Origin of the sequence: Pseudomonas sp. BSw22131 (assembly GCF_026810445.1) — a bacterium.
In the GTDB taxonomy this organism is placed as follows: Bacteria; Pseudomonadota; Gammaproteobacteria; order Pseudomonadales; family Pseudomonadaceae; genus Aquipseudomonas; species Aquipseudomonas huanghezhanensis.
In genome coordinates this window covers 5,593,778-5,613,505 of sequence record NZ_CP113949.1, presented here as the reverse complement: position 1 = coordinate 5,613,505, position 19,728 = coordinate 5,593,778, and the positions used below count along the sequence as shown (strand labels likewise).

At 60.1% G+C, this 19,728-nt stretch carries 18 protein-coding genes and 1 pseudogene; 13 read left to right on the top strand and 6 right to left on the bottom strand.

Annotated elements, in window-relative coordinates; all coding sequences use genetic code 11:
* Positions 1-39: 39 nt before the first annotated feature.
* Positions 40-225, top strand: a pseudogene (locus OYW20_RS25375) (LysR family transcriptional regulator); the annotation flags it as partial.
* An 86-nt stretch (positions 226-311) separates the two neighbouring features.
* Here OYW20_RS25375 and OYW20_RS25370 read toward each other — a convergent pair.
* From OYW20_RS25370 to OYW20_RS25355, 4 genes are all read right to left on the bottom strand, one after another.
* Positions 312-629: a hypothetical protein gene (locus tag OYW20_RS25370; protein ID WP_268798603.1), complete on the bottom strand. Its 318-nt coding sequence runs from the start codon at positions 627-629 to the stop codon at positions 312-314.
* Positions 626-1,183, bottom strand: coding sequence for a thiamine pyrophosphate-binding protein (locus OYW20_RS25365; RefSeq protein WP_268798602.1), 558 nt, complete (start codon positions 1,181-1,183; stop codon positions 626-628). The genes OYW20_RS25370 and OYW20_RS25365 overlap by 4 nt, the downstream gene beginning before the upstream one ends.
* On the bottom strand, positions 1,180-2,352 hold the full coding sequence (locus OYW20_RS25360) for a PepSY-associated TM helix domain-containing protein (RefSeq protein ID WP_268798601.1): 1,173 nt from the start codon (positions 2,350-2,352) through the stop codon (positions 1,180-1,182). The genes OYW20_RS25365 and OYW20_RS25360 overlap by 4 nt, the downstream gene beginning before the upstream one ends.
* Before the next feature lie 233 nt (positions 2,353-2,585).
* A complete protein-coding gene (locus tag OYW20_RS25355; protein ID WP_268798600.1) occupies positions 2,586-3,275 on the bottom strand; it encodes an HAD-IA family hydrolase in 690 nt (229 codons plus the stop codon).
* Between the two features lie 323 nt (positions 3,276-3,598).
* Between OYW20_RS25355 and OYW20_RS25350 the strand changes: the two genes are divergently transcribed.
* Together OYW20_RS25350 and OYW20_RS25345 are read left to right on the top strand one after the other, a co-directional pair.
* Complete coding sequence (locus tag OYW20_RS25350) at positions 3,599-5,086, top strand: YdgA family protein (protein WP_268798599.1); 1,488 nt, start codon at positions 3,599-3,601, stop codon at positions 5,084-5,086.
* A gap of 116 nt (positions 5,087-5,202) precedes the next feature.
* On the top strand, positions 5,203-5,961 hold the full coding sequence (locus tag OYW20_RS25345; RefSeq protein ID WP_268798598.1) for a class II aldolase/adducin family protein: 759 nt from the start codon (positions 5,203-5,205) through the stop codon (positions 5,959-5,961).
* A 34-nt stretch (positions 5,962-5,995) separates the two neighbouring features.
* Here OYW20_RS25345 and OYW20_RS25340 read toward each other — a convergent pair whose 3' ends face one another.
* Together OYW20_RS25340 and OYW20_RS25335 are read right to left on the bottom strand one after the other, a co-directional pair.
* Positions 5,996-6,709 carry a cupin domain-containing protein gene (locus OYW20_RS25340; protein ID WP_268798597.1) on the bottom strand — a complete coding sequence of 238 codons (714 nt, stop codon included), beginning with the start codon at positions 6,707-6,709 and terminating at the stop codon, positions 5,996-5,998.
* Positions 6,710-6,729: 20 nt separating this feature from the next.
* On the bottom strand, positions 6,730-7,587 hold the full coding sequence (locus OYW20_RS25335; protein ID WP_268798596.1) for a GNAT family N-acetyltransferase: 858 nt from the start codon (positions 7,585-7,587) through the stop codon (positions 6,730-6,732).
* 621 nt (positions 7,588-8,208) lie between these two features.
* Here OYW20_RS25335 and OYW20_RS25330 point away from each other — a divergent pair.
* The 10 genes from OYW20_RS25330 to argE all read left to right on the top strand — a co-directional run bounded on the left by OYW20_RS25330 (position 8,209) and on the right by argE (position 19,697).
* Positions 8,209-8,877 carry a haloacid dehalogenase type II gene (locus OYW20_RS25330; protein WP_268798595.1) on the top strand — a complete coding sequence of 223 codons (669 nt, stop codon included), beginning with the start codon at positions 8,209-8,211 and terminating at the stop codon, positions 8,875-8,877.
* Between the two features lie 81 nt (positions 8,878-8,958).
* Positions 8,959-10,233 (top strand): NAD(P)/FAD-dependent oxidoreductase, encoded by a 1,275-nt coding sequence (locus OYW20_RS25325; RefSeq protein WP_268798594.1) that lies wholly within the window; start codon positions 8,959-8,961, stop codon positions 10,231-10,233.
* Between the two features lie 125 nt (positions 10,234-10,358).
* The gene (locus OYW20_RS25320; RefSeq protein WP_268798593.1) at positions 10,359-11,996 is read left to right on the top strand and encodes an ABC transporter substrate-binding protein; all 1,638 of its coding nucleotides are present in this window, start codon (positions 10,359-10,361) and stop codon (positions 11,994-11,996) included.
* A gap of 31 nt (positions 11,997-12,027) precedes the next feature.
* A complete protein-coding gene (locus OYW20_RS25315) occupies positions 12,028-12,984 on the top strand; it encodes an ABC transporter permease (protein WP_268798592.1) in 957 nt (318 codons plus the stop codon).
* Positions 12,981-13,856, top strand: a complete 876-nt coding sequence (locus OYW20_RS25310) for an ABC transporter permease (RefSeq protein ID WP_268798591.1) — start codon at positions 12,981-12,983, stop codon at positions 13,854-13,856. The genes OYW20_RS25315 and OYW20_RS25310 overlap by 4 nt, the downstream gene beginning before the upstream one ends.
* 1 nt (position 13,857) lies before the next feature.
* Positions 13,858-15,699, top strand: coding sequence for an ABC transporter ATP-binding protein (locus tag OYW20_RS25305; protein ID WP_268798590.1), 1,842 nt, complete (start codon positions 13,858-13,860; stop codon positions 15,697-15,699).
* The gene (locus tag OYW20_RS25300; RefSeq protein WP_268798589.1) at positions 15,696-16,004 is read left to right on the top strand and encodes a (2Fe-2S)-binding protein; all 309 of its coding nucleotides are present in this window, start codon (positions 15,696-15,698) and stop codon (positions 16,002-16,004) included. Before OYW20_RS25305 ends, OYW20_RS25300 begins: the two co-directional genes overlap by 4 nt.
* The gene (locus OYW20_RS25295; RefSeq protein ID WP_268798588.1) at positions 15,986-17,362 is read left to right on the top strand and encodes an FAD/NAD(P)-dependent oxidoreductase; all 1,377 of its coding nucleotides are present in this window, start codon (positions 15,986-15,988) and stop codon (positions 17,360-17,362) included. The genes OYW20_RS25300 and OYW20_RS25295 overlap by 19 nt, the downstream gene beginning before the upstream one ends.
* Positions 17,359-18,543, top strand: a complete 1,185-nt coding sequence (locus tag OYW20_RS25290; protein ID WP_268798587.1) for an NAD(P)/FAD-dependent oxidoreductase — start codon at positions 17,359-17,361, stop codon at positions 18,541-18,543. Before OYW20_RS25295 ends, OYW20_RS25290 begins: the two co-directional genes overlap by 4 nt.
* Entirely contained in the window at positions 18,540-19,697 is a 1,158-nt protein-coding gene (gene argE, locus OYW20_RS25285; protein ID WP_268798586.1) for an acetylornithine deacetylase, read from the top strand. Before OYW20_RS25290 ends, argE begins: the two co-directional genes overlap by 4 nt.
* Positions 19,698-19,728 lie beyond the last annotated feature (31 nt).

Below are 19,728 nucleotides of genomic sequence, written 5' to 3'. Positions count from 1 at the left end.
AAAGCCTGTTGAATATGGCGGGCGAGGTAAATAAGCATTGTGGAAACTCCACTTTCCACTTCTGGAAACTTCCCGCCCAAACCGGGAGCCCGAGCGTCGCTGACATTGAGCGGACAGGACTTCAAGCTGTTGCGAGTGTTTCAGGCGGTGGTTGAAGCAGGAGGCTTCAGTGCCGCTCAGAACGAGTTGAATGTAGGCCTTGCGGCCATTCAACCTCATGTTGCGTGACAGCGCCCCCCGCAGCCGCTTAGTGAAGGCGTTCGCAGCGGCGCTGGGGGTGGATTTGAAGGCGGTCAGCTAGGCGAAAGTGTTTATTGCTTGGCCTGAATTTTGTCGTGATCGATCTCCAGCGTGTGTCCCGCGCCCATGTCCATCAGCACATAAAAGTCGCCGTCCGGCCGCTTGAAGGTGAAGGTGGAGTCGTCTGCAAACTTCCCTGCCATGAGTGTTTTTTCGTCGTAGCCAATGACATCGATGGTAACCCCGCTCGCGCCACTGCCGTGGGCAAAACCGCCTGTGCACTGGACCTGTTTATCAGCGATCTCTCGGCATTCACACAACAGCGTATGGGCGTGCGCTGACACGCTGACTGTCAGCGATGCAACAGCAATCAGAAGTAGGCGAATCATGGTCGGTTTCCCTGGGTCTTCAGCCATTCGACGGTTTTCGGAGATGCCTTGGCCAGCGACATAGTCGTCTGGTGAACCGAGCCGTCCCAGCCTTCCAGCGTTATCCACAATTCCTCATCTGCGGTGGCGGATGCTGAAACCGCTACTTCTGCTCCGAGGCGATAAGGACTGCCCTCGAAGATCGCCCCGGCCGTTCGCAGGCTGCGCGGTTTGCCGATCCGCAAGTAGCCGGCTTTGATCTGCGGGATGCAGGCAGCACACAGTTCGGCATTGAATTCCTTGATGTACACGCCGGGGGCTTCCGATTCCGGGCCAGCTTCATGGGTTTCCGCCAGCGTCAGGCTCCATGGCCCGACCTGCACGTCACCGATGATGCGTTCGCCCAAACCTGTGTCCCCGCGAAAAAAGGCCATGTCCCGAAAGTATTGCGGCATGAAGCCCAGTGGGATCAGCAACAAAAGAATGCTCAGGTGAAATCGCCATTTGAGCCAAAGGCGGCGTGCACGAGAGGGCGGCTTCGTGTGCTTGTCGAGTTGCGTCGCGGCCTTGCTCATGGGCTCACCTGCGCGGTGCTGCGGTTCAAGCGGGCAGGGCGGCGAAGTGCCGCAGCGGTGGCCTGCGCAGTGCGCTTGGTCCAGATCAACAAGCCGCTGAGCACCATCATGCTCAGTAGCAAACCGAAGAACAGCCAGATCATTTTTATCCACAGGCCGCCGAAATCACCGGTGTGCAGCGGGCGCATCGATTGAGTCACGAATTCCAGCTTCGAATAGTCCGACAGCAGGCGCTGCTCGGCAATCTGGCCGGTGTAGGGGTTGATCGAGGCACTCTGAAACATCAACGGATACCAGCCGCGCCCTGACAGCGAAATGTGGTTGTAGGCGGTGCCGGGAAAGGTGACGGCGCTGATCTCAAGCCCCGGAATAGTTTTTTGCGCGGTGTCGATTGCGTTATCCACAGCGGTCAAACGGGGTGGCTGACCATCGGCCGTACGCGGTACTTCCTGGCGCGCAACCATATTGGGCACGCCTTCGGTGGAGATATCGATGTGGTTATCGAACAGGATCGCCTGAATCAGAAACCACAGCCCGGTGATCGAGATGACCGCGATGAACCAGATCGACCAGATGCCCGACAGGCGATGAAAGTCGCCCCAGAAAATTCTAGCGCCTTGATTAAAACGCAGATTTGGCCTGAAAAACCCCCGCCAGAAACGCTTGTACACCACCAGCCCGGTTACCAGCGAAGCCAGCAGCGGCAGGCTCAGTAATGACACCAGATACCAGCCCCAACTGAAGCCACTGGTGAACGGCACCAGCCACCACCCATGCAGCGCGCGCGTAAATTGCTGGAAGTCAAAGTCGGGGTTCTTGCCCTGGATCACGCCGGTGTAGGGGTTGACGAACAATGTTGTCGAGCTGCCATCCGGGTTGCTCACCAAGGCGTTGAGCGCGAAATGCGACTCATCGGGGCGGTTGATTTCATGGATGACCAGTTCAGGCCGCGCCGTGTGAATGGCTTCCACCGCCTGACCGAAGGTCAACAAGGGTGCGTCGTCAGAGGGCTGCGTTGCACGTATTTCTGGCAGCGCCAGCCAGACGATTTCCTGACTCACCACCGCCAGCGTGCCGGTGACGCAGACGATCAGTACGAAAAACCAGATGGGCAGCGCCAGCCAGCTGTGGACGAGAAACCAGATGCGCGAGCGCGACTTCTTGGACATGGATTGAGCGTCTTGTCTGCAATGATGACACCGCCAGGTAACTGCACGCGGTGGGCCAAATGGTTTGGCCGCCTATCATTAACGAATGAGAAGCAAAATCAATAAAGCAAGATGCAAGCAAATGTTTCTGGCAGCTCGGAAAGACACTCTGCAGCGGCCCTGAAACCTCCACTTGGGCTGTGTCAGGCCCACCGCATTGCGCCATCTCTGCAACATCACTCACTGGGATCTGCTCAGGTATAGGCCGGCAGACCCCAATCCTCCAGCGGAAAGTCCGCAAGCGAATCCAGCATCAAATCAGCGTGAGTGTATTGCTCTGCCGGCATGTGCGAGTCCGGCACTGCCACCGCGTACATCCCGGCAGCTTTTGCGGCGGTCACGCCAAATGGGGAGTCCTCGAACACCAGGCAGTCTTTCGGATCGACGCCCAAGCGTCTTGCGGCGACCAGAAAAATGTCCGGCGCTGGCTTGGCGGCGGTGACGTCCGGATCGTCGGCTGTCACTACGTGATGGAACAGCTCGAACCAGGCGCGGTGCAGCGTGGTCTTGGCGTGGAAGTAATGGATCGATGAGCTGGTGCCCACCGCAATCGGAATGTTGTGCTCGGCCAAATGCCGCACCAGTGCTTCAGCGCCATGCATCGGCAGTGCACGCGGAAAGCGGTCATCGAGCATGGGTTGGCGGATGGTCAGGAACTCGTCGGCAGTCATCGGCAGTTGCAGCGCCTCAATCACGTACTCGGCAAAGTCCGTAGCGCCGCGGCCAATCGTGTGCTGCTTAACGTCCCAGCCAAACGTCTTGCCATGACGCTTGGCGATGGTGTCAGTGACTTCGGTGTAGATGCCTTCGGTATCGAGCAGCAAGCCGTCCATGTCGAAAATCACAGCCTTTATCGGGCCTTTTGCGTTCTGCGCTTCGCTCATTTCATCGATCCCGTTTGCAAATTGATGCCCAGCCTAACAACTGGCCGAAGACGATGGCTAGGCGAAACGGAGCAAATCCGCTTCGTCAGTTACACGAATTCGATCCGATGCGTCCTGAGAATGACGCTTTTGATGCAATACGCCTTTGATCAGGGTCCAAATGCACGCGGTCGGGGATGTCGCCACCGCACGCGAGTGCTAATCTGCTCCGGCTCTGGGCAGCGGCCGATGCTGCGTCGGCCTGGCGTGTCCCAACCGCCCAACCTTTCAGGGGTCAGGGAAGACATCAATAATCACCAGAACGGACATCTTCGAGTCGACACATGAATAAATCAGCAAAAATTGCCGTAGGCGTCGTTGTGGTAGCGGGCGCATTGATCACCGCAGGCGCCTGGTACACAGGCACCCAACTGGAAGGCGTGCTTGGCGATGCGCTCGTCGAGGGCAACAAGCAGCTCAAGACCGCCATGGTTGGGCAGCAGGGCGATGCCAGTGTTGAGCTGATTTCGCTCGAGCGGCATGTCTTCACCAGCACCGCGCACTATCGCGTCAACCTGCAAAGTCCTGAGTTTAATCAAGGCCAGCTGGTTGAAGTGCTGGTGGTCGACCATATCGAACACGGCCCGTTTCCATGGTCCCGCGTGAAGTCTCTGAAGCTGATGCCGGTGATGGTCGCCAGCAACGCCGAGCTGGAAAAGAACGCCTTTACCGAGCGCTGGTTTGCCATGACCAATGGTCAGTCGCCGGTGGCTGGGCAGTTCAGCATGGGCTACGACCGCGCTGCGCAAGGCCGTCTGGCGTTTTTGCCGATCCAGTTCGAAGACGAGAAAGGCACGTTCAAGTTCTCCGGTTTCACACTCGATGCCGAGGCCAGCGGCGACGGCGAGAAACTCCAGGCCTCCGGCAATCTGGACACGCTCGACATCAACGCCAAGTCCGAAGAAGGCCCGGTGCGCGTCGCCCTCCAAGGGTTCACCTTTGATACCGGCGGCACCAAGGGCAAGTCCGGTTTCTATCTGGGCCACAGCGATGCGAAAGTGGCCTCGGCGGTCGTGCAGGTGGTCGGCAAGCCGCCGATTGATGTCAAGAACCTCGTCAGCTCAAGCCTGCTCCAGGAAGTGGAAGGCAACCTGAGCGCGCAGGTCAGTTACGACATCGGCATGCTCAGCTACAACGGCAAGGAAATCGGTTCCTCGCAGATGCTCTGGAAGTTTGCCAACTTCGACATCGCCTCCACTCAGACGCTGCTGCAGTTCTACAAGGACAAGATCCAGCCGCAGGCCCAGGCCGCAGCGATGGCGGGTGAGCGATTCATCCCGCGGATCAGCCCTGCCGATCAGGCGATGGTGCAGGCGGAGGTTGCCAAGCTGCTCGCCGCCAAGCCGCACATCGAACTGGAAAAGCTCGCGCTGAAAACCAAAAACGGCGAAAGCCATTTCAGCCTGACCATGGACCTGAACAACCCGACGTCGCTGGACCAACCTGCGCCTGTGCTGCTCAAGCAAACGCTGACGCAGCTGGACGCCAAGTTGTCGCTGTCCAAACCGATGATCCAGGACCTGGCGATATTCCAGGCAAACCAGGCGGGCGTGACTGATCCTGCAACCGTCGCGCAGCAAGCCAAGGACGCGGCTGACACTGCAGGCGCCATGGCGATCATGCTGCAATTGGGCAAGGTCGAAGGCGACACCATCACCTCAAACCTGCACTACGCCAATGATGTGGTCGACTTCAACGGCGAGAAGATGAGCGCCCAGCAGTTTGCTGCAACGATGATGAGCAAAGCGATGATGCTCAAGGGCGGTCAGTAACAGTGTCCGGACCGACACAGCGCCGCATAACGGCGCTGTGTCGTACCCGCTGAGGCCTCATTGTTGGCGGCCTGTCGAATGAGGTACAGAACCGCACGGCCATACGGAGAACGCGCATGAATCGGCCTCAATCCATTGCGCCACTTGAGTGGCAAGCCCGCTGCGAGCTGGCGGCTTTGTACCGCATGCTTGCCCACTTTCGCATGACCGACCTGATCGACACGCACATCAGCCTCCGCGTGCCGGGGCCTGAGCATCACTTCCTGATCAACCGATACGGCGTGCTGTTCGATCACATGCGTGCCAGTGACCTGGTGAAGATCGATCACGAGGGCAAAATCGTCGATCCTCATTACCATGGGCATGAAGTAAACGAAGCCGGTTTCGTTATTCACTCGGCCATCCACATGGCCCGTGCCGACATGAATTGCGTGATTCATACCCACACAGCCGCTGGCATGGGCGTATCCGCGCAAGAGCAGGGACTGCTGCCGATCACTCAGCATGCCCTCAAGTTCTACGGGAAACTGGCGTATCACACCTATGAAGGGGTGGCGTTATGCCTGGATGAGCGCGAGCGTTTGGTGAAAGATCTGGGCAGCCATCGTGCGATGATTTTGCGCAATCACGGCTTGCTGGCCGGCGGCCGCAACGTCGCTGAAGCGTTCCACGAAATCCATTTTCTGGAGCGAGCCTGCCAGGCGCAGATTCAGGCGCTGGCAGGAGGCAGCAGGTTGATCTTCCCCTCTGAGGAAGTGTGCCGCCTGACCGCCAGCCAGTTCACCGATGACGAAGAAGGCCTGCGCCTGATCGAGCTGGCCTGGACCGCGGCGTTGAGGCTGATCGAGCACCAGCGTGAGGATTACACCTCGTGACAGCGCAGTCGCTTCTCCAGCGCCTGCACGCGCTTTAGCTCACCGCGTAAAACTTGCGCACGTACATCGTGCTCGTCCAGGCGCAGGGCGTGCCTTGCGGGACGAACACAGTGTCCCCAGGCTTGACGAGTACACTCTGCCCGTTGTCCATTTTCAGCTCAACTTCGCCTTCAATCAGGTGCATCAATTCATGCACTTTGTGCGGACGTGCGCTACGCGCATACGGCGTCGAATCCCACACACCAATGCGCAGCGTGCTAGCCGTGTCCTCGAACAGATTGTTGGTGCGGCATTGCGGCGTCGGGCCGATCAGAATGCTGGCTTCAGGCGCTGCCGAAGGCGCGAGAACAGCGCGATGATCAATGGGCGCAACGCCTGGTTTGTCGGCGCCGGTGGCGCGAGTCGCAACGCAAAACGCCCACAGACTGCCGCTCTCAGCATTGACCTTTACGTCACTGCCGCGCCCGATTACAGCGCTCCGGCCGGGCTCGATTTCAACGCGGTGTTCACCACTGGTGATGGTCACGCAGCCCTTGTGCACCACTAGCATCTCGGTGAACGGGTAGTTGGCTATCGAGACCGAACCGGTGGTCTCAACCGTCCCCGCTGCGAATCCTGCATCATCGATGAAAGCGGTTTTACGACCTTGGGCGAATGGGTCATCAGCGCTCAGGCGGCCCGCCACGAAAGGCGCGTCTACAGGGCTGTGATCAGCGCGTGCCAACAGCAGAACAACGGGTTGCGACATGGGAATCTCCAAAAAATGATTTAGCCGATGGCCTGAGTGACCAGCGCGAATTGCTGCACGCCCTGAGTCGCTTTTGGTGCAGCGCCAAGGCTCATTTGCGTGACGGCGTCGACTCGCTTGAGGCCTGACTCCTCAAGCCACGGCGCCAGGCCGCAGTCGGCGGGGATGTCGATCCGCACAAAGGCGTAAGGCACCTTGCTGAGCAACTCTTCGATCATGTGTCGGGCCTGATCGACGTCTTGTGCGATCACCGGGCCGATGCACAGCCCGCGCCCGAATGGCCGCAACAGTGCAAAGCCTTGAAGTTGACCGTCGCACTCGATGCCGACGCCGTACTCAATGCTCGGAAGCACATCATCCAGAACCGCGCCACGATCCAGTCCGCTGCCAGCGTTTGCCAGCTTTATAAGGCGAGAGGAGTCGCCATTGTCCAGCCCACGGCAACTGTCGCCCGCTTTGAGCGGCGTCGAGCCGGCGAGGGTCGCCTGGCCCTGACGTTGCTCGATCTGACCGAAATCCTTGAAGCCCATCTTTGCGTACAACGGTGCGCCCGCCAGCGTGGCGTTGAGAATAGCGGTGCGTGGCGCGACCGTTGCCAGCGCCATGTCCATGAGCTTTCGACCGATACCTTTGCCTTGATAGTCGTCGCTGACGATCACCAGGCCGATGGTTGAAAAATCACCTTGGTGGCACGCAAACGCGCTTCCGATCAGCCGGCCGTTGTCTTCGGCAACAAAGCCCTGAGCGATGCGTTGCAACATGGCCCAGTCTTCAAGGCGATGCGGCCATTTCAGGGCGACGGACAGCGCGTGGGCGCTGGCCACATCGGCGGCAGTCATCGGGCGGTAGGCATCAGCGGGACGTTGCGAGTCCGACATGGCGGGTCTCCGTTCAAAGATAAGCACAAGCGTTCATAGACGTTCTGAGGTGCTGTATCCCATCTGTTGAACAGGGTGACAAGGGCCGCTGCACGATTCGGTAGATTCCATGATCCGCAGGGTTTCAGACCACAGTTACTGCTTAAACGGCATGCCGGTCCGGCAGCAAATGCTTGGGCTTTTCACGGGCTCGATGACGCATATTTTGTGTCTCGTAGTCCGTTGCGACGACGCGTGTTCAGGCGCGCGTCAACGACCGCTCAGACGGTCCTTATATAAGGATGCGCTGGCATGGAACGCGGCTGATCGGGAGGGCACCGATTTTGCTCGGACAGAAGCAGGTTCTGCGGCGTAAACGCCTGTTTTTGAGCGACAAGCGCTGAAAAAGATCCATAAGGGCGCATGATTCTGGGCTTTGCCCAAGCCTGGAGCGCCCCGCAAAGTCTGCTGAGGGCGCCCTTCAAAACGGTTGTTTCTATCAAGCAGCCCGCACTTTTAACGCCATCTGCTGATTTCACGGTGTTGTAATGAATGTGTGTTGCAGCATTGCAATCACAGCTCTGGCAACGGTGCGAATGCTCGTCATGCCATGACCTCAACGAACTTTCAGGACCGCACAAAATGAGCTTTCTTCGACCTAAATTCATTACGTTCGACTGCTACGGTACGCTGACCAACTTCCACATGGGCACCATGACCCGCGAGCTCTTCGCTGACCGTGTGCCCGCCGAGCAGATGGACCAATTCGTCAAGGATTTCTCGGCGTACCGTCTCGATCAGGTCATGGGTGACTGGATGCCTTATGACGAGATCCTCAAGACTGCGCTGGCGCGTACCTGCAAACGCTGGGGCGTGGAATACCGTGAAGAAGGCCAGCTGTATTACGACGCCGTGCCGACCTGGGGCCCACACGCCGATGTGCCAGCCGGCCTGTCGAAAATTGCCGACAAGATCCCGCTGGTGATCTTCTCCAACGCCAGCGACAGCCAGATCATGTCCAATGTCGACAAGCTCGGTGCGCCTTTCCACAAGGTCTTCACCGCTGAACAGGCGCAGGCCTACAAGCCGCGTCTGGCTGCTTTCGAATTCATGCTCGACAACCTGGGCTGCGGTCCGGAAGACATCTTGCATGTGTCCTCAAGCTTCCGTTATGACCTGTTCTCGGCGCATGACATGAAGATCAAAAACAAAGCCTTCGTCGCCCGTGGTCACGAAGTCCCGGCCAATGAGTTCTACGGCTACCGTCAGATACCGGACATTGGCGGTCTCGCTGCCCTGGTCGGCCTGTAAGCGCCACAGCAGTAACGAATCCGCCATTTTTCAAGGCGCTCATGCGTGAGCCCGCCACGTGCAGCAAGCAAGGGGAACGAGATGCGCAGTGAATCCTACTGGCTCGACACCGCACCCAATTTCGGTGGGGCACAGGCCGGCGCCGTTGAGGGCGAGGCCGACGTCGTGATCGTAGGCGGTGGGTTTACCGGTCTTGCAGCTGCACGTGCCTTGGCCCTCAAGGGCGCCAGTGTGGTGGTGCTGGAAGCCGGGCAAGTGATCGGCGAAGCGTCAGGGCGTAACGGCGGACAGTGCAACACCGGCGTCGCTCAGGATTACGCGGCGCTGAGCGCAAGCCTTGGGCCCGACCAAGCCCGCGAATACTACAAAGCATACGAAAGCGCCGTGCAAAGCGTTGTCACGCTGGTGGAGCAGGAAGGCATCGCCTGTGACCTCAAGCGCAATGGCAAGCTCAAGTTGGCGGCCAAAGCCATGCACTACGAGGGCATGGCCCGGACATGTGAATTGATTCGTCGTGAAGTGGATGCCGACGTCGAGTTGCTGACGGCCGAGCAAGCGCGCGCCGAGGTTGATTCGGCCGGGTTTCACGGCGGTCTGTTACAGCGCAACGGCGTGCAAATGCATGTCGGCCGTTTCGGTGTGGGTCTTGCCGATGCGGCGGTGCGTCATGGCGCCCGCGTCTACCAGGATGCGGCAGTAAAGGACTGGAAAGCCAATAGCGCAGGTTATCGGGTCAATACCGCCAAGGGCTCGATTCAGGCCAGGCAGATTCTGCTGGCGACCGGCGCCTGCCAGCATGGCGGACCGGGTTGGTATCGCCGCCGCATCGTGCCCGTGGGCAGCTTTGTGGTGGCCACCGAGGTCTTGCCTCAGGCACTGATCCAGCGATTGTTTTCGCAACAGCGCTCTTACGTCACCAGCCGTTTGATCGGCAACTACTTCCGAATTACCCCGGACAACCGACTGCTGTTCGGTGGTCGCGCACGTTTCGCCATGTCCAACAGCACCTCCGACGCCAAGAGCGGCGTGGTGTTGAAGGCGGCGATGACGCAAATGTTTCCCCAACTGTCCAACGTGAAAATCGATTACTGCTGGGGCGGGCTGGTGGACATGACGTCTGACCGTCTGCCGCGAGCGGGCGAACACGACGGCGTTTTTTATTCGATGGGCTACAGCGGCCATGGTGTGCAGATGTCAGTGCACATGGGCAGTGTCATGGCCGATGTCATGGACGGCAATGCGCAGGCTAATCCCTGGCGTGAACTGGACTGGCCGGCAGTTCCGGGCCATTTCGGCAAACCTTGGTTCCTGCCGTTGGTGGGTGCGTATTACCGCTATCAGGACAGCCGGCACTGATTGATCGCCGTCACTGAAGATTGTTGAAAGCTCGGTTTTTGCTTCACCGTCGTTTGCGTTTCAAGGACGCTCCGGTCAACCGTGAGCAACTCGGACACCCCCCATTTTCGACAGGTAGAACTGATATGGCTGACAAGATAGTCGAACCCCAGCTCATCACAGGCCAGGAAAGCCTGCGGGTTTTCGAAGGGCTCAATCGCGGCATGTCGCGCCGTGATGCATTGCGTATGTTGGGGGTTGCCGGTGTTGCCGCCGCGGGGGCGGGGAGTCTGTTCGGCGCGGCCGGTAAAGTGTTTGCCGACGAATCAGCATCACCCGTCAAAGGCAAGCCGGGCGGGCGCATTCGCGTTGCGGGCATGTCCAGCTCCACGGCGGACACCCTGGACCCGGCCAAAGGCGCTTTGTCCACCGACTACGTGCGCCACTTCATGTTCTACAACGGCCTGACCCGTTTCGACAGCCATCTGGTGCCACAACTGGAACTGGCAGAGCGCATCGAAAACGACAAAGCCACGGTCTGGACCATCACCTTGCGCAAGGACGTGACGTTCCACAACGGCAAAGGCCTGACCTCCGCCGACGTCGTGTTCTCGCTGACCCGCCACAAAGACCCGGCCACCGGCTCGAAAGTCATGCCGTTGATGGCACAGTTCGCTGAGATCAAAGCGACCGGCCCGCTGGAAGTGCAGATCACCCTGGCCGCACCGAACGCCGAGCTGCCTTCGATTCTGGCGGTATCACACCTGTTGATCGTGCCTGAGGGCACTACCGATTTCAGCCAGGGCATTGGCACCGGGCCGTTCAAGGTCAAGGAATTCAAACCGGGCGTGCGTTCGGTCAGTGTGCGCAACGCGGGCTACTGGAAGCCGGGCCTGCCCTACCTGGACGAAATCGAATTCATCGCCATCGCCGACGAGCCATCGCGGGTCAACGCGCTGCTCTCCGGCGACGTGCACATGATCAACGAGGTCAACCCGCGCTCGACTCAGCGCATCGCCGCGAGCGCCGGTCACCGCGTCGTGGACGCCCCGTCAGGCAACTACACTGACTTGATCATTCGTCAGGACCAGATGCCTGGTCAGAACGCCGATTTCACCCAGGCCATGAAATACCTGCTGGACCGTGAGCAAGTTAAATCGGCGGTGTTCCGGGGTTACGCCGTGGTCGGCAACGATCACCCCATCGCGCCGGGCTCGCGCTACCACAACGCCGACCTGCCGCAACGTGCATATGACCCGGAGAAGGCCAAGTTCCTGTTGAAGAAAGCAGGCATGGAAAAGATCACCATGCCACTGGTCTGCTCGCCAGCTGCGACCGGTTCTGTCGACATCGCCGTGCTGCTGCAGCAGTCGGCCAAATCCGTAGGCCTGAACCTCAACGTCAACCGCGTGCCGAGCGACGGTTACTGGTCCAACCACTGGATGAAACACCCGCTGAGCTTCGGCAACATCAACCCTCGGCCCAACGCCGATGTGATCTTCTCGCAGTTCTTCCAGTCGACCGCGCCGTGGAACGAATCGGGCTGGAAAAACGAGCAGTTCGATCAGCTGTTGATGCTGGCACGTGGCGAAACGGACGATGCCAAGCGCGCCAAGATGTACGGCGACATGCAGACGCTGGTCAGCGAGAACTGCGGCATCGGCATCCCGGTGTTCATCAGCAACATCGATGGCGTCGACAAGCGCATCAAAAACTACAGCAGCAACCCCTTGGGCGGTTTCATGGGGTACATGTTCAGTGAGCAAGTCTGGCTGGATGCGTGATTGCAGCGTGAATTGATGCAGGAGCAAGACGATGAATAGCAACACACTCTGGCTGATATGTCGGCGCTTTGGCGCTGCGATCGTGACTTTGTTGATCGTGTCCATGGTGGTATTCGCCATTACGGCTGTGCTACCCGGAGACGCGGCGCAACAGTCCCTTGGGCAGTTCGCGACGCCGGAACAGGTGGCGGCACTGCGCCTGAAACTGGGTCTGGATCAGCCGGGTGTGGTGCGTTACCTGCATTGGTTGATGAACCTGATCAGTGGCGACCTGGGCACCTCGGTGTCCAGCGCCATGCCGGTCAGTGAGCTGATGGCCGGTCGTGTTCCCAACACGATGATGCTGGCGGCGGTCACCGCGCTGGTGTCGGTGCCTGTGGCGCTGACATTGGGTATCGGCTCGGCGATGGGCCGGGGCGGGCGTGTCGACAGCGTGCTGAGTTTCATCACTCTGGCGTTGGTTGCAGTGCCAGAGTTTCTGGTGGCGACCCTCGCCGTGTTGGTATTTGCGGTCAACCTCGGCTGGCTCTCGGCGTTGTCCTACGCCAGCGACATCACCTCGCCGTGGCAATTCATGCGCACCTACGCCTTGCCGGTCATGACGCTGTGCTTTGTGATCGTCGCGCAGATGGCACGCATGACGCGGGCGGCAGTGATCGACCAACTGGACAGCCCGTACGTGGAAATGGCACGTCTTAAAGGCGTCAGCTCCATGCGCATTGTTCTGCGTCACGCGTTGCCCAATGCCATAGGTCCCATCGCCAATGCAGTGGCGCTAAGCCTGTCGTACCTGTTGGGCGGCGTGGTCATTGTCGAAACCATTTTCAATTATCCCGGCATCGCCAGTTTGATGGTCGATGCCGTGACCAACCGCGACATGGCGTTGGTGCAGGCATGCACCATGCTGTTTTGCACGGCGTATCTGGGTCTGGTGCTGATGGCTGACCTGTGCGCAATTCTTTCCAACCCGAGGCTGAGAACCCAATGAACAATCTCATTGTGAAATCGACGCCAACGCCCACTGACCTCAAACCCGGAAAGCTTTCTCACGGCACCTCCTGGCTGGGTCTGCTGGGAGGGACCGTATGTGTGTTCTGGCTTCTGGTGGCGATTTTCGGTACCTGGCTTGCGCCTCATCCGGTGGGCGAGGTGGTCTCTGACAACGTGTTCGATGTGATCAGCAAGACGCACCTGTTCGGCACCGATTATCTGGGCCGCGACATGCTCAGCCGCGTGCTGGTGGGCGCACGTTTCACGGTTGGCCTCGCGCTCATTTCAGCGGTGCTCGCCAGCGGGCTGGGTACAACGTGCGCCTTGCTGTCGGTGGTGGCGCCCAAGTGGCTGGACGAGGTGATCAGCCGTTTGATGGACGCTTTCATTTCCATCCCCAGCAAGATGCTGGCGCTGATCATGGTCTCGGCCTTCGGCTCATCTGTCCTGCTGTTGATCTGCACTGCGGTGCTGAGTTTTTCACCGGGCGCGTTTCGGATTGCCCGCAGTCTGGCGGTCAATATCGAAGCGCTTGAGTACGTGCAAGTGGCACGTACCCGCGGCGAGCGCCGGTTGTATATCGCGTGCGTCGAAATTCTGCCGAACATGCTCAATCCGGTGCTCACCGACCTGGGCCTGCGTTTCGGTTTCATCGTGCTTCTGCTCAGTGGCATGAGCTTTCTGGGGCTTGGCGTGCAGCCGCCGGATGCGGACCTGGGCTCTCTGGTGCGCGAGAACATTGGCGGGCTCAACCAAGGCGCGCCTGCGCTGGTGATTCCGGCGTTGGCCATTGGCACGCTGACCATTGGCGTGAACCTGTTCATCGACCGGATTTCATCCCGACGCAGCCGACGCTCAGGAGGTCATTGAAATGAGTGAATTGATTCGAGTCGAGGACTTGCGCGTCGTCGCTTCTGGCGAGCGTGGCGAGGTCGAGATCGTCAAGGGCGTGAGTTTCTCTCTGGAGAAGGGTGAAGTGCTGGCGCTGATCGGCGAGTCAGGCTCTGGCAAGACCACCATCGCGCTGGCGCTGTTGGGCTATGCCCGGCGCGGCTGTCGTCTGGCCAGCGGCGTAATTCAGGTCGGCGAGCACAACATGCTTGGCCTTGCAGAAAGCAAACTGCAAAGCCTGCGCGGCAATCGCGTGTCGTACATTGCGCAGAGCGCAGCGGCAGCGTTCAACCCGGCCAAAAAGCTGATTGATCAAGTGATCGAGGGCGCGTTGATTCACGGCCTGGGCACCCGCGCCGACCTTACGGCCAAAGCCATTGGCCTGTTTCGCGACCTGTCACTGCCAAACCCGGAAAAAATCGGCGAGCGTTATCCGCACCAGGTGTCCGGCGGCCAGTTGCAACGTGTGATGGCGGCCATGGCGCTGATCAGCGATCCGTTGCTGGTGGTGCTCGATGAACCGACCACAGCGTTGGATGTAACGACCCAGATAGACGTGTTGCGCGCGTTCAAACGTGTGGTCCGCGAGCGTGGCGCCACAGCGGTTTACGTGTCCCATGACCTGGCAGTCGTGGCGCAGATGGCCGATCAGATCGTGGTGCTCAATGGCGGCAAAGTCATCGAGTACACCAGCACTGCTGCATTGCTCAAGGGCCCGTCGGAGGAATACACCCGCAGCCTGCTGGCAGCGGCACGCCCCGATAAGACACTGACTCCCGCCAGCGAAGTCGCCAGGGACGTGCCCTTGCTGACCATCAAAGGCATGACAGCCGGGTATGGCAAAAAAAGCCTGCAAGGCATGCCGATGATTCGCGTGCTTGAAGACATCGACCTGACCGTGCGCCGCGGCCAGGCCATTGGCGTGATCGGCGAATCCGGTTCCGGCAAATCCACACTGGCCCGGGTGGTCGCAGGTTTGCTTGATCCTGCGCGTGGTGAGCTGATTTTCGACGGTTCGCCGTTGTCCGGCACCTTGTCTGGCCGCACCGACGATCAGTTCCGGCGCATCCAGATGGTTTTTCAGAACGCCGACACGGCGCTCAACCCGATGCACAGCGTCAGTGCCATTCTGTCGCGTCCGCTGAAAATGTATTTCGGCCTCAAAGGCGCAGCATTGCGCCAGCGCGTCGATGAGCTGCTCGATCTGGTGCGTATGCCTCGGTCCATGGCCGAACGGCGTCCCAGCGAGCTGTCAGGCGGTCAGAAGCAACGCATCAACCTGGCGCGTGCGCTGGCAGCCAAACCCGACCTGATTCTGTGCGATGAAGTCACTTCCGCACTGGATACAGTGGTCGGTGCGGCGATTCTCGAGCTGCTCGGTGACCTGCGCCGCGAACTGGGTGTTTCCTACCTGTTCATCAGCCACGACATCTCTACCGTGCGCGCCCTGTGCGACGACATCGTGGTGATGTACAGCGGGCACAAAATCGAAGAGGGCACGCGTGAAGCGTTCAGCCGTGCGCCGTTCCACCCGTACACCGATTTGCTGGTGCATTCGGTGCCTGAACTGCGTCAGGGCTGGCTGGAAAACTGCGGCACCACGTGCGGCAAGCTTGCGCCCATCAGCGCGCCGGCCAATGTGCCGGAGCTGTGCACCTTTCTCAACCGCTGCCCGGTCCGCGTCGAAGGCCTGTGCAACAAGACCGCACCGGGGCGCCACGACATTCAGGGTGGCAGCGAAATCCTCTGTCACCTCAGCAGCGAAGCGCTGCAAAACACACAAGAGAATTCCAACAGCATGATCGTGGGAGCCTACGCATGAAGGGGCGTTTCGTAAGACTGGGCGAACGGGATCGGCCGAGCGTGAGTCTGGTAGTGGACGGCGCACCGGTTCAGGCCCTGCAGGGTGACACACTGATGGTGGCGCTGTTGACGCAGGGCGGTTCGCTGCGTGATTCGGAGTTCGATTCAGGCCGTCGCGCCGGGTTTTGCCTGATGGGCGCCTGCCAGGACTGTTGGGTCTGGACCCGCAGCGGCGAACGCTTGCGCGCCTGTTCAAATGAGGTACGTGAAGGACTGGACATCGTCACCACACAACCGGAGGCGAAATGGCCACTGCACGGGTAGTTATCGTCGGCGCAGGCCCTGCTGGCACACGCTGCGCCGAAACGTTGCTGGCGGCGGGCATCAAACCGATTCTGCTCGACGAAAACCGTCGCGACGGCGGGCAGATCTATCGTCGTCAGCCAGAAGGTTTCAAGCGCGATTACAACGCGTTGTACGGCACCGAAGCGCACAAGGCCAAGGCGCTGCACCAGAGCTTTGACCGGTTGCGCGCGCAGATCGATTACCGTCCGGACACCTTGGTGTGGAACCTCACGCCGGGGCAGCTGAATTGCGTCAGCAACGGCCGCCATTCGGTGATCGATTACGACGCGTTGATCCTCTGCACCGGCGCCACCGACAGGCTGATGCCAATCACCGGCTGGCAGCTGGCCGGGACCTACAGCCTGGGCGGCTCGCAGATCGCGCTCAAGTCGCAATCGGTGTCCATCGGCCACAGCGTTGTGTTCATGGGCAGCGGCCCGCTGTTGTATCTGGTTGCCAGTCAGTATGTGAAGGCTGGCGCCAACGTGGCAGCAGTGCTCGACACCTCACCTTTCAGCAAGCGTATTGCAGCGCTGCCCAAGTTATTGGCACGCCCGGCGGTGCTGTTCGAGGGCATGAAGCTGCTGGCGCGTTTGTATCTGGCCAAGGTCGCTGTGCACTTGGGCGTACAGCCGGGGCAAGTGTTGGGCGATGAAAAAACAGGCGTCAGCGGCGTGCGCTTCAAGACCGGCTCGGGGCGCGTGATGCAGATCGAATGCGACGCCGTGGCGCTGGGTTATCACCTGCGGCCAGAAACCCAATTGGCAGATCTTGCCGGTTGCCGCCTGCGTTTCGATGACGTTTCCGGTCAGTGGCTACTGGCCGTTGACGAGGATGGACGCACATCCGTGAGCGGCGTTTACGCAGCCGGCGATGGCGCGAAGATTCGGGGTGCCGACGCCGCTGAGCAGGCTGGCCGTGTCGCGGCCATGGCGCTGCTGCAGGACTTGAAGCTACCCGTGAACGCCGCTGCGCAGCAGGCGCAAAAACAGTCGCTGGCGGTCATGGATACATTTCGCGTGGGTTTGTGCGAAGCGTTCCCGTGGCCCGCCGCTCAAGCCAAGGCGCTGCCTGACGAGGCGATTGTCTGCCGCTGCGAGATGATTACCGCCGGTGAATTGCGCGGCGTGGTCCGTGAAAAAGGCGCCTGCGAGGTCAACCGTGCCAAGGCGTTCAGCCGTGTGGGCATGGGCCGCTGTCAGGGCCGGTATTGCTCGCAAGGCGGTGCTGAAGTCATCGCCGCCGAAGCCGGTGTGCCGGTTGAGGAGGTCGGTCGCCAGCGCGGACAGGCACCGGTCAAACCGCTGTCGATGAAGATGGAAGAGGTGATTTCATGACCCCGCAAAAAAGCGACGTGCTGATCGTCGGCGGCGGCTTCATGGGAACGGCGTCGGCGTTTTTCCTGCGCCAGCGCGGGCATTCCGTGACGCTGCTCGAACGCGATCAAGTCGGCCAGTACGCCAGCGGTGTGAACTTCGGCAACGTGCGGCGTCAGGGGCGGCATCTCGGGCAGCTGGATCTGTCGAACCGATCATGGGCGCTGTGGAAACGTTTGCCGGAGCTGATTGGCGAAGACCTCGAATTCTTGCCCAGCGGGCACATGCGCGTGTGCTACGACGAGGCGCACATCGCTGATCTGCATGCGTACGCCGCCGCACCCGAAGCCAGCGAGCTGGACCTCGAAGTGATCACCGGTAAAGCGCTGCATGAGCGTTTTCCCTTTCTCGGACCGGAAGTCAAAGCCGGCTCCTACGCACCGCACGACGGGCACGCCAACCCGCGTCTGGCAGCACCCGCTTTTGCCCGTGCAGCGGTTCGCGCAGGAGCGCGGGTCGAGGAGCGCACTGAAGTGGCGGACGTGCAAAAGGTCGGTGGCGAATTTCACGTCACCACCATCGATGGCCGTCTGTTTACGGCAGACAATCTGCTGATCACCGCCGGTGCCTGGGGTTCGAAGCTCTCCGAGCAGTTCGGTGAGCCCGTGCCATTGGAAACCCACGGACCGCAAATGGCGGTCACCGAGCCGATCCCTTATTCCCTGCCAACCGTGATCGGTGTTTACACCAAGATCCCGGAAGAAGTGATTTATTTCCGGCAGATCCAGCGCGGCAATATCGTCATCGGTGGCGGCTATCGCAGCCGTCCAGACATGGTCAATCGGCGCGCTTATGTGGAACCCCGCAGCATCACCAATCAGATCGAACAGATGCGCCGACTGCTGCCCGCCGCAGTCAATCTGAACATCATCAGGGTGTGGAGCGGCATCGAAAGCTACACGCCGGATTCGCTGCCGGTCATCAGCACCAGCGGCAAGGTTGACGGGCTGTTCTACGCGTTCGGCTTCTGCGGCCACGGTTTCCAGCTGGGCCCTGGCGTGGGCGACGTGATGGCCGAGCTGATCAGCACCGGCCAGACCCGAACCCATATTGCGCCCTTCGACATCCGGCGTTTTTCCGAGCCGTCGGCGCTGTCCATGACGGATCTGACGAGCCTGCAAATCACGAGCAAAGTCTTATGAAACCGCGTGTACTGGATATCCTCAAGCGCCTCATCGCCTTCGACACCGTGTCGTCGGAATCAAACATGGCGCTCATCGAATACGTGCGCGATCTGCTGGCGACCAAAGGCATCGAGTCGCTGATCGTCAAAGACGAAAGCGGTCGCAAAGCCAACCTGTTTGCCAGTACCGGCCCCAAGGAACAACCCGGTATTTTGCTGTCCGGGCACACCGACGTGGTGCCCGTGGCGGGGCAGGCCTGGACGCTGCCGCCGTTCGAGGCGACGCTCAAGGATGGCCGGATTTACGGCCGTGGCACCTGTGACATGAAGGGCTTCATCGCGCTGGCCATCGACGCCATGCTCGATGCCGCCGACGTGCCGCTCACACGTCCCTTGCAATTGGCGCTGTCCCACGACGAGGAAATCGGCTGTGTGGGCGTGCGTCGGTTGCTGGATGTGCTGGATCTTGCGCCCCTGCGGCCATTCTTGTGCGTGATCGGCGAGCCCACGCAGATGCAGTTCGCGGTCGGGCACAAGGGCAAGAGTTCGTACCGCACTTATTGCCGGGGGCAGGAAGCGCATTCCTCGCTGGCGCCGCGTGCGGTCAACGCGATTCACCTGGCCAGCGATTTCATCTCCTTGCTGCGTGAAAGCCAGAAACGCATCGAACAACAGGGCATGCGTGACGAGGGTTATGACATCCCCTACAGCACTGTGCACATCGGCCGTATTGATGGCGGCAAGGCGCTGAATATCGTGCCAAACCTGTGCACGCTGGAGTTCGAGTTCCGCAATCTGCCCGCCGACAATCCCGATCAGTTGCTGAGCGAATTGCGTGAGCGCGCCGAAGCGTTGGTGCGCGAGGCCAAACAGGTGTCCAGCGTGGCGGCCATCGACATCGAAGTGATGAATGAATACCCAGGCCTCGACACGCACCCAAGCGTTGAAGCCGTGCGTTTGTTGCACAGCTTTGCGGCGCCCGACACGCAGCACATCAAGGTCTCGTTCGGTACCGAGGGCGGTTTGTTCGCCAATCGGCTGAACGTGCCAGTGGTGGTGTGCGGCCCGGGATCCATCGAGCAGGCGCATAAGCCGGACGAGTTCATCGATGAAACCCAGATGGTTGCAGGCGAGCGTTTTCTCCAGACGCTGCTCGGATCTCTGAAGCAGTAGAGCCTGCCGTCCGGGTGCGATTTTCAGCATC

Bases quoted from the DNA above. Each gene is read 5' to 3' on its own strand.
- OYW20_RS25325 (WP_268798594.1), top strand. From the start codon at position 8,959: ATGCGCAGTGAATCCTACTGGCTCGACACCGCACCCAATTTCGGTGGG.
- OYW20_RS25320 (WP_268798593.1), top strand. From the start codon at position 10,359: ATGGCTGACAAGATAGTCGAACCCCAGCTCATCACAGGCCAGGAAAGC.
- OYW20_RS25335 (WP_268798596.1), bottom strand. From the start codon at position 7,587: ATGTCGGACTCGCAACGTCCCGCTGATGCCTACCGCCCGATGACTGCC.
- OYW20_RS25350 (WP_268798599.1), top strand. From the start codon at position 3,599: ATGAATAAATCAGCAAAAATTGCCGTAGGCGTCGTTGTGGTAGCGGGC.
- OYW20_RS25365 (WP_268798602.1), bottom strand. From the start codon at position 1,183: ATGAGCAAGGCCGCGACGCAACTCGACAAGCACACGAAGCCGCCCTCT.
- OYW20_RS25370 (WP_268798603.1), bottom strand. From the start codon at position 629: ATGATTCGCCTACTTCTGATTGCTGTTGCATCGCTGACAGTCAGCGTG.
- OYW20_RS25355 (WP_268798600.1), bottom strand. From the start codon at position 3,275: ATGAGCGAAGCGCAGAACGCAAAAGGCCCGATAAAGGCTGTGATTTTC.
- OYW20_RS25310 (WP_268798591.1), top strand. From the start codon at position 12,981: ATGAACAATCTCATTGTGAAATCGACGCCAACGCCCACTGACCTCAAA.
- argE (WP_268798586.1), top strand. From the start codon at position 18,540: ATGAAACCGCGTGTACTGGATATCCTCAAGCGCCTCATCGCCTTCGAC.
- OYW20_RS25305 (WP_268798590.1), top strand. From the start codon at position 13,858: ATGAGTGAATTGATTCGAGTCGAGGACTTGCGCGTCGTCGCTTCTGGC.
- OYW20_RS25360 (WP_268798601.1), bottom strand. From the start codon at position 2,352: ATGTCCAAGAAGTCGCGCTCGCGCATCTGGTTTCTCGTCCACAGCTGG.
- OYW20_RS25295 (WP_268798588.1), top strand. From the start codon at position 15,986: ATGGCCACTGCACGGGTAGTTATCGTCGGCGCAGGCCCTGCTGGCACA.
- OYW20_RS25330 (WP_268798595.1), top strand. From the start codon at position 8,209: ATGAGCTTTCTTCGACCTAAATTCATTACGTTCGACTGCTACGGTACG.
- OYW20_RS25300 (WP_268798589.1), top strand. From the start codon at position 15,696: ATGAAGGGGCGTTTCGTAAGACTGGGCGAACGGGATCGGCCGAGCGTG.
- OYW20_RS25340 (WP_268798597.1), bottom strand. From the start codon at position 6,709: ATGTCGCAACCCGTTGTTCTGCTGTTGGCACGCGCTGATCACAGCCCT.
- OYW20_RS25290 (WP_268798587.1), top strand. From the start codon at position 17,359: ATGACCCCGCAAAAAAGCGACGTGCTGATCGTCGGCGGCGGCTTCATG.
- OYW20_RS25315 (WP_268798592.1), top strand. From the start codon at position 12,028: ATGAATAGCAACACACTCTGGCTGATATGTCGGCGCTTTGGCGCTGCG.
- OYW20_RS25345 (WP_268798598.1), top strand. From the start codon at position 5,203: ATGAATCGGCCTCAATCCATTGCGCCACTTGAGTGGCAAGCCCGCTGC.